Raw genomic sequence first — 11,505 nt, forward strand, 5'->3', positions numbered from 1 at the left:
AACTACTATAAAAAATAGCGCTCACGTGCTGAAGGAGTTAGTTGCATGCCAAAATTTGATATCGTGATCAATAACGGGCTGGTGTTCGATGGATCGACATCACGCGCGAGTGTTCGCCATGTCGCTATTGCGGATGGCAAAATTGCGCACATTTCAAATACCGAAATTCCTGCTGAAGATGCGAACGAGGTCATCGATGCATCCGGCAAGTGGGTGATGCCTGGTTTTATCGATACGCATACGCACTATGATGCGGAAGTGATCGCGGCGCCCGGCTTGCATGAGTCGGTGCGCCATGGTGTGACGACGGTTACGATCGGTAACTGCTCTATCAGTATGACGAGTCTCGGCGCAGAAGATTGCTCCGATTTGTTCACGCGGGTCGAATCTGTTCCTCGAGAGCATGTATTGCCTCTGCTTCAAGAGAAGAAAACGTGGAACAACGTACGTGAGTATGTTGAGTTCCTTAAACAGCATCCTCTTGGGCCGAATGTGAGTAGCTTTATCGGACACTCAGAAATCCGCGCTGCGGTGCTCGGGCTTGGTCGAGCTGTCGATGCGTCTGCGAATATTAGCGAGACTGAATATCAGCAGATGGAGAAAATGCTTAGTGATGCTTTGGACGAAGGTTTGCTTGGCATGTCTGCGATGACGACATCATGGGACAAGCTGGATGGGGACCGCTATCGCAGTGCGTCGTTACCTTCAACCTATGCGAAATGGAAAGAGTTTCGACGCCTTAACGCTGTGCTTCGCAAGCGAGGAGCCATTCATCAAGGCGCACCGGACATCGTTACCAAGTTTAATATCATTCTGTTTTTCCTAGAAAGCATGGGAATGTTTTTCCGTAAACCTCTCAAAATGACGCTGATCTCTTTGATGGACCTAAAAGCCAGTCCAGCGCTTGTTTCCATTGTTGCACCGATCACTCGCTTGGTGAATAAACTCGGTAAAGCGGATTTTCGATGGCAATCCTTGCCCAATCCATTTGAAGTGTATGCGGACGGCATCGACTTGGTGATTTTTGAAGAGTTTGGTGCAGGCCAAGCTGCTTTGCATCTAAAAGAAGAAGTAGAGCGCAATACCCTAATGAAAGATGAAAGCTACCGTCGTCGCTTTCGTAAAGACTACGAGAACAAATGGGGGCCGCGTGTCTGGCAGCGAGATTTTGATGATGCGACGATCATTGAGTGCCCTGACGAGACGCTGAGAGGCATGAGTTTTGGCGAGGTGGCACGCTCCCGAAATGTTCACCCCGTTGATCTGTTTTTGGATTTGATTGTTGAGTTTGGTGCGCAGTTACGTTGGCATACTGTGATCGCGAACTACAGAAAAGACAGGCTTGAGAAGTTAGTGAGTGAAAAAAGCCTTCTCATTAGTTTTGCCGATTCCGGAGCGCACATCCGTAATATGGCCTATTACAACTTCCCGTTGCGTTTGCTCAAGCTCGTATATGAGGCTAAACAGGAAGGGCGAGAGATCATGAAAATGGAGGAAGCGGTATGGCGAGTCACGGGCGAGCTGGCAGACTGGTTTGGTATTGATGCGGGCTATATTCGCGAAGGTATGCGGGCGGATTTACTCGTGTTAGATCCAAACGGTCTGAATCAAGCACTTGATGCCTACCATGAGGCACCTATCAAAGAGTTTGGTGGTATTGAGCGCATGGTGAATCGTAACCCTGGCTTAGTAGAGCACGTGTTCATTAATGGCCGATTTGCGGTTAAAAACGAAGAGGTATGCTCGGGAGTTGGAAGTGAGCAAGGCTTTGGGCAATTCTTAGCTGCACAGAACAAGACATTGGGAGCCTAGTATGTTTGTTGAAATTGATCAGGCCCCTATTTACTTGAAGGTCGATGGCGAAGGCGAGCCAGCACTGTTTCTCCATGGAGTGCCGGACTCAGCGGATATGTGGAACCCCCTCGTCCAAAAAGTTAAAGATAGCTTTACGTGTTATACAACCGACTTGCCGGGCATTCATCGATCAGGCGTGCCAGAATCGTTTGAGTTTGAGCTCAAACACTACGGGCAATATATTAACGATCTGGTTGAAGCGGCCGGTATTCAAACGCCTTTTACCCTGGTTGCACATGACTGGGGTGGTATCTATGCGATGTCTTTTGCTTGTCAGTTTCCTGAAAAAGTAAAACGGTTTGTTGGCGGATCGTTTCCCTTTAGCCACTTGTACCGATGGCACCCTTGGGCCGCTGTTTGGCGCACCCCCTTGTTAGGTGAGCTCTCAATGTTATTGATGAATAAGGCGGTCTTCCATTGGGAGTTGGGTCGGGGTGGCCCCTTGTTGAGCCGAGAGCAAATTGATGAGTCTTATGAAGGCAAGGTGGATCGATGGGCCCCGAGAAAAACGATTCTTAAAATGTATCGCTCAGCTACGCCGCGCTTGTTTTTACCTTTTCAGTGTATGCTTGAACGGTTTGCTCAACAGGTTGATGTAGACTTAGTTTGGGGTAGGAGGGATAAGTATGTACCTACTCACATGGCGGCGATGATGCATCCAAAAAGCACTCGAGTGATTCCAGAGTGTGGGCATTGGGTTCCACTAGAAGCACCCGATATCTTGGCTGAGGTACTGCTAGGAGGGGTGGAGAAAAGGGCATCAGGTAGCGCATCCAAGGGTGGCGGTTTGGACGAGACTGGGCAGGCAGCGCCAAAAGGGGGCAAGAAAGCCCGCAAAGAAAAACCTGCTGCCAAAGGTGAGCGTAAGGTCGGCGCTAAACACACGGCTTAGCGCCTAATTCCCGAGCGCTCATTGTGAGGCTGTTACTACCAAGCTCTTAGGCTAGGGTCGAAACTGCACCGCCTAACTTTAAAGCTCGGCGTTGTGATAGACGTTTTGAACATCGTCCAAATCGTTGAGCATGTCGAGAAACTTGTCGAACATTTCTACGTCGTCGCCACTGACTGGTGTTGTTGTCTGTGGTACGAACTGGATTTCGTCGACATCAAACTCCACTTCACCCATGGCGTCAAGAATGGCTTGCTTCGCTTTGTATGATTCAGTATGCGGCGCGAATACTGTGATCTTCCCGTCTTCAGCTTCAACATCAGAAACATCCACATCGGCTTCCATGAGTGCTTCGAGTACCGCATCTTCATCGTCACCCGAGAACACGAGAATGGCGCTATGGTCGAACATATGACTTACAGCGCCCTGCGTTCCGATTTTCGATTTGGTTTTTGTGAAGCACTGACGCACATCACCAAAGGTGCGATTCGGGTTGTCGGTTAGGCATTCTACAATCACCATGCAATTGCCCGGACCAAAGCCTTCATAGCGCGCAGGAGAGTAGTCTTCACCTCCGCCGCCTTTTGCTTTTTCAATCGCTTTATCAATGACGTGGCTTGGTACTTGATCTTTCTTTGCTCGATCGATCAAGCCTCTCAGAGCAAGATTACCATCAGGATCGATGCCACCAGATTTTGCTACAACATAGATTTCACGACCGTATTTGCTGTATACCTTGGTTTTAGCGGCAGCCGTTTTCGCCATGGACTCTTTTCGGTTTTGATAGGCTCTGCCCATTTTTTATTTCCTTCGTAGATGACTTAATGCGATTCACGTAGTCCATCATTTTAACGCGAATCTCGGCCAGTCTGAATCGCTTGCTTAAAAAACTGCCGAGTAAATGTCATCGTTTAAGTGTTTTTTGATTTGAACCTACGTTGTATTAGGGTGTTAGCTGCGATAGTCGGGGCGATCGCGTTATTGAGTATCTGATCGAGTAAGGCTAGAGTGAGGCTTGAGTGAGCTAGTGTCTGATAGGGCCGTCGAAATCAGTATTGATTTACCGCTATTTAGGGAGTGAGTGATGCGTGTTACCGAGAACAGCCATCTAGTCATTTTTGGAGCCTCGGGCGATTTGACTGCGCGCATGCTCATCCCCGCGCTCGTGCACCTGTTTGCAACCAAGCAGCTTCCTGATCGCTTTTTTGTATTGGGCGTTAGCCGCTCTAAGTTTAGCGATGAACAATACAGAAGCCATTTGGCAGACTTTCTCCGAGAAAACAAAGACGTTTCTGACGAACGACTTGCCGAGTTTTTAGAGTGCGTCCATTATCAGCCTCTCAACACTTCTGATGTCGCTGATTACGCTAAGCTCAAAACCCGCCTTGCTGAGCTAACAGATCATTACGGCTCTGGCGAAAACACCCTCTATTATCTTGCCACTCCACCAAGCCTATTTGACGTCATACCTACCTGTCTTGCGCAAAATGGCATGTCGGAGAGCGTTGAAGGTGGTGCTTGGAAAAGACTGATTGTTGAGAAGCCCATTGGCTACGATTTAGCCTCAGCCAAATCGTTAGATAAGGCGTTGCACGCGAGCTTTTCTGAGCAGCAGATCTTTCGGATAGATCATTATCTCGGCAAAGAGACCGTACAAAACCTCCTGGTGTTTCGCTTTGCGAACGGCATGTTTGAACCTCTGTGGAGTCGTAATTTTGTTGAGTATGTGGAGATTACCGGCGCAGAATCCTTGGGAGTTGAGGGGCGCGGAGGGTATTACGAAGGCGCTGGTGCTTTGCGTGATATGTTTCAAAACCATCTACTGCAAGTGCTTGCGATGGTCGCGATGGAGCCTCCGGCCGCGATCAACTCGGATTCTACCCGTGACGAAGTTGTAAAATTGCTGCAAAGCCTGCAACCACTTAGCGAACATGATCTGCAGCATAATATGGTGCTGGGGCAATACACGGGCTCTCAGGTGCGTGGAGAGTCTCTGTACGGCTACCGAGAAGAAGAAGGTGTCTCACCTGACTCGAGAACCGAAACCTATGTTGCATTGAAAATGCAGATCAATAACTGGCGTTGGAGCGGAGTGCCCTTTTATGTTCGAACAGGTAAGCGCCTGCCGACACGAGTAACCGAAGTCGTCATTCATTTTAGGCCAACACCGCACCCCGTATTTGCCGCAAAGGCACCGAGAAATCGCTTGATTATCCGCATTCAGCCCGATGAAGGCATTGTGATGAAGTTTGGTTTAAAGAGCCCAGGGGCGGGCTTTGAAGCCGAAGAGGTTTCGATGGACTTTCATTATCAGGATCTGGGCGAGACGAAAGTACTCACCGCGTATGAGCGATTGTTGCTCGATGCGCTCAATGGCGACGCCACACTTTTTGCACGAAGCGATGCCGTTCAAGCCTGCTGGGAATTTGTTGAGCCCATACTAAGGTACAAAAATGACCACCATGATCCCGCTCTCTATGGTTATGCATGCGGAACATGGGGGCCTAAGGAGGCTTTTGACCTCCTGCAGAGGGATCAGCGTGAATGGCGTTTTCCGTGTAAAAATTTAGCCGATACCGATTATTGCGAGTTATAAAGGGCTGTTTCGATGTTTGAAATAAAAGTATTTGACGCGCCGCCTGAGCTCTTTGAGCAGGTAGCAGAGAAGTTAATGGCGTTCAGTTTTCGTGATAAACCTTGTCATGTCGCTTTGTCAGGTGGAAGTACGCCGATGGCCTTGTACCGTTTTATTTTGAACAGCCCTGTGAAAGACGGAATACAGTGGGACAACGTGCACTTTTGGTGGGGCGATGAGCGCATGGTTCCAGCGCTGAGTGAAGAAAGTAATTATGGCGAAGCGAAACGCCATTTTCTGGATGCGTTGCCGATACCCGCAGAGAATCTTCATCCTATCGATGGCGAAGCGAGCATGGCGGCGGAGTTGCTTCGTTTGGAAAAAGAGTTAAGGGAGCATGTCGAATCCTATCAGGGGCGGCCAAGCTTTGATTGGGTTTTATTAGGTGTTGGCGAGGACGGTCACACGGCATCTTTGTTTCCCGGAGCCGTGGATTACGACGCTGAAGAAAACTGGGTAAGTGCAGCGCACCCCAATACCGGGCAACCACGTATATCGCTTTCTGCAGAGACTTTATGTAATGCGCAAAACATTAGTTTTTTGGTCACAGGGCCGGGGAAAGCAGACATTATCAATGCATTGTTTGCAGATGACGATGAGTCTGAGCAATACCCAGCGGCAAACATATTTGCCTTTGAAGGTGAGACCGAGTGGTTGTTGGATGAAGCGTCCGCAAGCAAGTTAGTACAGGATTAGGAGGAGCCATGACGGGTTCAGTGGATCAGAACGTGGAAGGGGATATTGGCGTTATCGGGTTGGCCGTGATGGGGCAAAATCTGATTCTCAATATGAACGATCATGGCTTTAAGGTGGTGGCCTATAACCGAAGTGCCAGCAAGGTTGACGCGTTTCTTGAAGGTCCTGCAAACGGAACAAATATCGTTGGTGCGAGTTCAATAGAACACTTGGTTGCACAGTTGAAAGCGCCACGCAAAATCATGTTGATGGTGCGCGCAGGGGATGTGGTCGATCAGGTCATTGCACAACTCGTACCTTACCTGTCTGCCGGAGACATTATTATCGACGGCGGCAACTCAAATTATGATGACTCATCCCGGCGCTTAGATGCGTTAAAAAAGAAGGATATTCTTTTTGTGGGCACGGGTGTATCCGGTGGTGAAGAAGGCGCTCGGAACGGCCCCTCTATTATGCCTGGTGGCAGTGCGGAGGCTTGGCCGCATGTGCAGTCTCTCTTTCAGTCGATTGCGGCAAAAACGCCGAGTGGCGAGCCTTGTTGTGACTGGGTCGGAGCCGGTGGTGCAGGGCATTACGTCAAGATGGTACACAACGGCATAGAATACGGTGACATGCAGTTGATTGCAGAGGCTTACCATTTTATGTCGGAAGCCCTGCAAATGGATCATCAACCTATGTCGGCGGTTTTCTCGCAATGGAACGAGACAGAGCTCAACAGCTACTTAGTCGAAATTACCAGCGAGATTCTTGCTTATAAAGAATCGAACGGAACGTTTTTACTCTCTAAGATACTGGATAAGGCTGGACAAAAAGGCACGGGTAAATGGACGGGGATCAACGCTCTTGATCTTGGAGTTCCTCTCACTTTGATTACCGAATCTGTCTTTGCCCGTTGCGTCTCCTCCTTAAAAGAAGAGCGTGTTGCGGCTTCCGGTTTATTTGCAAAGCCCGATATCAAACTGAACGACCAATCTGCCTGGCTTGCAGATTTGCGGCAAGCATTGCTAGCTTCAAAGATCATCTCCTATGCACAAGGCTTTATGCTGATGCGAGCCGCTTCTGAGGAATTTGATTGGTCGCTCAACTATGGCAATGTCGCCTTACTTTGGCGCGAAGGTTGTATCATTCGTAGCGCGTTCCTAGAAAACATTCGTGATGCTTTTGATCGTGACCCAAACATTGCCTTTCTTGGTCTTGATCCCTATTTTCAGAAGATTCTTGAGAGCTGCCTTCCAGCCTGGCGCAGAGTTGTTTCCAAATCCTTTGAGTTGGGCATTCCCATGCCCTGTATGGCGGCCGGTCTTAATTTTCTCGATGCATATACCAGTGAACGGTTGCCAGCGAATCTCATTCAAGCTCAGCGAGATTATTTTGGTGCGCATACCTATCAACGTATTGATGACGCCTCCGGCGCTCATCACCACACTGATTGGACCGGACAAGGTGGAGGTGTGTCATCCACCAATTATGACGTGTAGCTCGTCGCCGCGACCATCTGCTCAAAGAATGTATCTCCCTTGATACAGATTAACTTGCAAGACAGCCTTGTGCGTTAGTCTGTATCCACTCCGTGTTGTACTTCATCGCTCTATTGAAGTGTGAGCCTACCCTTTTATTTCATGAGAGGTCTTGGCGAGATGAATACTCCAAATTACATATGTCAGTGTGTTGCGCGCTGTTTATTGGCTTTCGTCAGCGCTTCGCTCCACGCAAATCAGATAACGCCGCTCACCATGTGTGTTTTCGATTTCGTCGGTATTGGCGGCCCGGTTCATGAAGAGATGAAAGCCTACCAAATTGACGCTGTTCGCTGGGGCGTCGACCTCTCGCTTAAAGTCTATACCGATGATCGGGTCGCCTCGGAAGAGTTCAAAAATGGTGTCTGCGATATGCTGAATTTGCCAGACATACGTGCGCGGGAATACAACGACTTTACAGGTTCGGTGAGTGCGGTTGGGGCGCTCCCCACCTACAAACACTTGGGGATGGTCATCAAAACCCTAAGTCACCCAAGTGCCGCCGAGTTTATGCGCAGCGGTGACTATGAAGTGATAGGTATAGCGCCTATTGGCGCTGTATTCATGTTCGTGAATAACCGCCAAATTCACGCACCGCGAGACCTTGCTGCCAAGCGCATTACTGTTCTCGAGAATGCGCCTGCGACGGTTTACATTGCCAAACAGATTGGTATGACACCGGTATCCTCGAGCATTCGTAATGCACTGCAGAAGTTCAATAACCGCGTTGTCGACGTGACGGGGGCACCGGCCTTGGCCTATGAACCGATGGAAATGTACAAAGGCCTAGAACCGGATGGTGGCATAATCAACTGGCCTACCCTGCAAGTGACGATGCAGTTACTGGTGCGCTGGAAGAAAGTACCCGAAGGCTTTGGCCAGCAATCACGTGATCTCATGGCGAGCAAATACCATCAAGAAATTCGTGAAATCCGCCAGAGCGAGGAAGGGATTCCTGAGAAGTATTGGATTAACATCTCAGACGAAGCCAAAGATGAATGGAATGATTTCTTTCGGCAGGCACGAATTACTCTGCGAGGGGAGGGCGTGTATCACCCGAAAGCACTAAAACTGTTTGCCCGAGTCCGCTGTAAAATTGATCCGCATTTGGCAGAGTGCACCGCCAAAGATCAGGAGTGAGGCTTGCATTGAAATACCTAGATGAGCAAGCCAGATCTCGACAGAAAGCCATTGTTTTGAATACTTTTTATAGATCATCGGCTTTCACACCAAAGCAGACCTTCCGAAAGACGAAAGCCTTCATCTGAAATGTGAGATAAGCGGACATATTAGGCAATTGGGTCAATCTATCTTCTATCGACTGGGGCTCAGGTGTCGGTGTAAATAATGCACATGAACTTAGAAAAACCGAAATTGAAATAATTGTGATGGAGAATATCCATCGGGGTATGTAGGTCATAGGAGCATTTCTGGCTTAGTTACTTGCTTGATATTGCTATTGAGTTTTTTTTCAAGTGATCACGATCCAAGCGTATGACTTTACGATGACATCAGTGGTATGGTTTCGAAATACCACAGCAAATATAGGTTCTGCATGAGCTTTAAGAAGATCATTATTTCAGAATTTGGTGGCCCCGAGGTTTTGAAACTCGTGATGCAGGCCTCGCTACCGGAACCATCCCCCCAGCAAGTGCGCATAAAAGTGCTCACCGCAGGCGCTGCTTTTACCGACACGATGATCCGCAAGGGACAATATCCTGACGTGAAAGATCAACCTCCATTTACTCCGGGCTATGATCTCGTGGGTCGAGTAGACAAAATAGGACCCGAGGCGTCGGGATTTGCGCTCGGTGATCTTGTCGCTGACTTAACGGTTATTGGTGCCTATGCAGAATATATTTGTCTTGACGCGGATAAGCTTACCTTGGTGCCTGAAGGCTGCCAACCCAACGAAGCGGTAAGCTTAATCCTTTCCTACATTACCGCCTATCAAATGCTGCATCGAATTGCCAAGGTCCAAAAGAGACAATCAATATTGATTCATGGAGCCGGCGGCGCGGTTGGCACGGCCATGCTGCAACTCGCTAAACAACTCGGCGCTAAGGTCTATGGCTCAGGATCAAAATCAAAACATTCACTTATCGAATCACTCGGTGCAATACCTGTCGACTACAACAACACAAGTTGGCCCGAACAGGTTATTCAAAATAATTCTGGCGGTTTGGATGCAGTCTTTGACCCCATCGGTGGAGAGAGTTTTAAAAGATCATTTAGTGTCCTTCGAAAAGGCGGAACGATTGTAGGCTATGGTTTCTACAACGCTGTTTCAGGAAAAGGTGGCAGCATCGCTAAAGATTTCCTTACTATAAAACTGTGGAATTTGCTGCCAAATGGTAAGCATAGCCATTTCTATTCCATAGCTGATCTAAGAAAAAAACATCCGGACTGGTTTAAAAAAGATCTCACTACACTTTTTCAAATGCTGAAAGATAAGAAAATTGAACCTGTGATCGGTGCTGTACTGAGCTTGGATGAAGCCGCTAAAGCCCATGAACTGATTGAAAAAGCGGAGATGAAAGGAAAGATCGTGTTAAAAATAAGTGAATAGGTCAACGACTCATCAAAATTAAGTCTGCTTATCACCAAAAACCGCTGTAGCTTTATCTCGAGCCGCATGTCCGCTATTTGGTGACAGCGGATGTGAGTTTTCGGAGAGTTTTTAGTAAAGGTATTTACGCGCTAGTTCTTCGACTTCTGGGTTGAGTACTTCAACATCGTTCATATCAATTCGCTCCGACAAGCCTTCTGCGATATGTCGCATCGCGTCAAGACGAGCATGTTTCTTATTGTTTGCAGCAACAACATGCCAAGCACGTTTGGCTGCAGACGTTCTGTCTAGCATGTCTTCAAAGGCGTCTTGATACGCCTCCCAATTCTGCCGGTTGAGGATGTCGTCGGGTGTGATTTTCCAGCGCTTTTTTGGTTCGTTCATTCTTTCTTTGAAGCGCTCTAGCTGTTGCTCTTTGTCGATGCTGAGAAACAGTTTGATGACAATAATTCCGTCATCCACCATTTGTTGTTCAAACTCGTTTATTTCCTTATATGCACGCTGCCAGGTGCTTTTGTTTACGAGTTGATCGACTCGCTCGACAAGTACTCGGCCATACCACGAGCGATCAAAAATAACGGTTTGCCCCTGTTTCGGAAGGCGCCGCCAAAAGCGCTGGAGATAGTGTTCGGCTAGTTCTTCCTCGCTTGGCGCGCCGATGGGATGAACCCGATAACCTCTCGGGTCCATAAATGCGGTTGCCCTGCGTATAAGGCCACCTTTACCTGCGGCGTCGATGCCTTCGGTAACAATGACGCAACGATGCCTTTGTTGATACACACCATGTTGTAAGGCCATAAGTTTTAGTTGAAGTTTTTCCAGCTCTTCTCGATATGTGTCTTTATTCGCCTTCGGGTGTTCAAGCGCACTTAGTCTTTGGCGTTGCATGATCATTTGACCTCTCCGTCGACATTCGGCTGGTTTTCGGATCGTTCTTCGTGCTTGTGTTGCATCTCCCAGAGTTCGGCATATGCACCTTGTTGCGCAAGCAATTGCTGATGATGGCCGTGCTCGATAATACGACCCGCATCCATAACCAAGATGCGGTCGCAATCGATCACGGTAGAGAGTCTGTGTGCAATGATGATGGTACTTCTGCCAATTGAAACCTCGCGAATAGCGCGCATTACGGCTTGCTCAGAGCGGCTATCCAAGGCGCTGGTTGCCTCATCAAAAACCAATATTGATGGCTGTTTGAGTATCATGCGCGCAATGGCGACCCGTTGCTTCTCGCCCCCCGAGAGTTTTAAGCCTCTTTCGCCAACATGCGTTTGTAAGCCCGAAGGCAATGACGTAACAAACTCCTTTAGGTGCGCAAGTTCAATCGCTTTTTCGACTTCTTGAT

Annotated in this window: 10 protein-coding genes; 7 read left to right on the plus strand and 3 right to left on the minus strand. The window is 48.5% G+C overall.

The features are described 5' to 3' along the window. The first annotated feature begins 45 nt into the window (after positions 1-45). Both A3750_RS10100 and A3750_RS10105 read left to right on the plus strand, forming a co-directional pair. Positions 46-1,812 (plus strand): amidohydrolase family protein, encoded by a 1,767-nt coding sequence (locus A3750_RS10100; protein ID WP_068456922.1) that lies wholly within the window; start codon positions 46-48, stop codon positions 1,810-1,812. A 1-nt stretch (position 1,813) separates the two neighbouring features. Further along, positions 1,814-2,746: an alpha/beta fold hydrolase gene (locus A3750_RS10105; RefSeq protein WP_068456924.1), complete on the plus strand. Its 933-nt coding sequence runs from the start codon at positions 1,814-1,816 to the stop codon at positions 2,744-2,746. 78 nt (positions 2,747-2,824) lie between these two features. Here A3750_RS10105 and A3750_RS10110 read toward each other — a convergent pair whose 3' ends face one another. Further along, a complete protein-coding gene (locus A3750_RS10110; RefSeq protein WP_068456926.1) occupies positions 2,825-3,541 on the minus strand; it encodes a YebC/PmpR family DNA-binding transcriptional regulator in 717 nt (238 codons plus the stop codon). 286 nt (positions 3,542-3,827) lie between these two features. Between A3750_RS10110 and zwf the strand changes: the two genes are divergently transcribed. The 5 genes from zwf (at position 3,828) to A3750_RS10135 (ending at position 10,160) form a co-directional block, all read left to right on the plus strand. Next, entirely contained in the window at positions 3,828-5,339 is a 1,512-nt protein-coding gene (zwf, locus tag A3750_RS10115) for a glucose-6-phosphate dehydrogenase (protein WP_068466078.1), read from the plus strand. A 12-nt stretch (positions 5,340-5,351) separates the two neighbouring features. Beyond that, positions 5,352-6,074, plus strand: a complete 723-nt coding sequence (gene pgl, locus A3750_RS10120; protein ID WP_068455403.1) for a 6-phosphogluconolactonase — start codon at positions 5,352-5,354, stop codon at positions 6,072-6,074. Between the two features lie 8 nt (positions 6,075-6,082). Then, a complete protein-coding gene (gnd, locus tag A3750_RS10125) occupies positions 6,083-7,552 on the plus strand; it encodes a decarboxylating NADP(+)-dependent phosphogluconate dehydrogenase (RefSeq protein ID WP_197466272.1) in 1,470 nt (489 codons plus the stop codon). A 159-nt stretch (positions 7,553-7,711) separates the two neighbouring features. Continuing rightward, the gene (locus tag A3750_RS10130; protein ID WP_068455405.1) at positions 7,712-8,731 is read left to right on the plus strand and encodes a putative solute-binding protein; all 1,020 of its coding nucleotides are present in this window, start codon (positions 7,712-7,714) and stop codon (positions 8,729-8,731) included. Between the two features lie 415 nt (positions 8,732-9,146). After that, entirely contained in the window at positions 9,147-10,160 is a 1,014-nt protein-coding gene (locus tag A3750_RS10135) for a medium chain dehydrogenase/reductase family protein (RefSeq protein ID WP_068456398.1), read from the plus strand. A 111-nt stretch (positions 10,161-10,271) separates the two neighbouring features. On the opposite strand, the gene A3750_RS10140 is transcribed toward A3750_RS10135, so the two are convergent. Both A3750_RS10140 and A3750_RS10145 read right to left on the minus strand, forming a co-directional pair. Continuing rightward, positions 10,272-11,054, minus strand: a complete 783-nt coding sequence (locus A3750_RS10140) for a polyphosphate kinase 2 family protein (RefSeq protein ID WP_082873254.1) — start codon at positions 11,052-11,054, stop codon at positions 10,272-10,274. Then, on the minus strand, positions 11,051-11,505 hold a 455-nt coding region (locus tag A3750_RS10145), incomplete at its 5' end, for an ATP-binding cassette domain-containing protein (RefSeq protein ID WP_156498514.1). The genes A3750_RS10145 and A3750_RS10140, both read right to left, overlap by 4 nt.

The sequence above is a fragment of the Oleiphilus sp. HI0079 genome (assembly GCF_001635105.1).

Bases quoted from the DNA above. Each gene is read 5' to 3' on its own strand.
- A3750_RS10100 (WP_068456922.1), top strand. From the start codon at position 46: ATGCCAAAATTTGATATCGTGATCAATAACGGGCTGGTGTTCGATGGA.
- A3750_RS10105 (WP_068456924.1), top strand. From the start codon at position 1,814: ATGTTTGTTGAAATTGATCAGGCCCCTATTTACTTGAAGGTCGATGGC.
- A3750_RS10110 (WP_068456926.1), bottom strand. From the start codon at position 3,541: ATGGGCAGAGCCTATCAAAACCGAAAAGAGTCCATGGCGAAAACGGCT.
- zwf (WP_068466078.1), top strand. From the start codon at position 3,828: ATGCGTGTTACCGAGAACAGCCATCTAGTCATTTTTGGAGCCTCGGGC.
- pgl (WP_068455403.1), top strand. From the start codon at position 5,352: ATGTTTGAAATAAAAGTATTTGACGCGCCGCCTGAGCTCTTTGAGCAG.
- gnd (WP_197466272.1), top strand. From the start codon at position 6,083: ATGACGGGTTCAGTGGATCAGAACGTGGAAGGGGATATTGGCGTTATC.
- A3750_RS10130 (WP_068455405.1), top strand. From the start codon at position 7,712: ATGAATACTCCAAATTACATATGTCAGTGTGTTGCGCGCTGTTTATTG.
- A3750_RS10135 (WP_068456398.1), top strand. From the start codon at position 9,147: ATGAGCTTTAAGAAGATCATTATTTCAGAATTTGGTGGCCCCGAGGTT.
- A3750_RS10140 (WP_082873254.1), bottom strand. From the start codon at position 11,054: ATGATCATGCAACGCCAAAGACTAAGTGCGCTTGAACACCCGAAGGCG.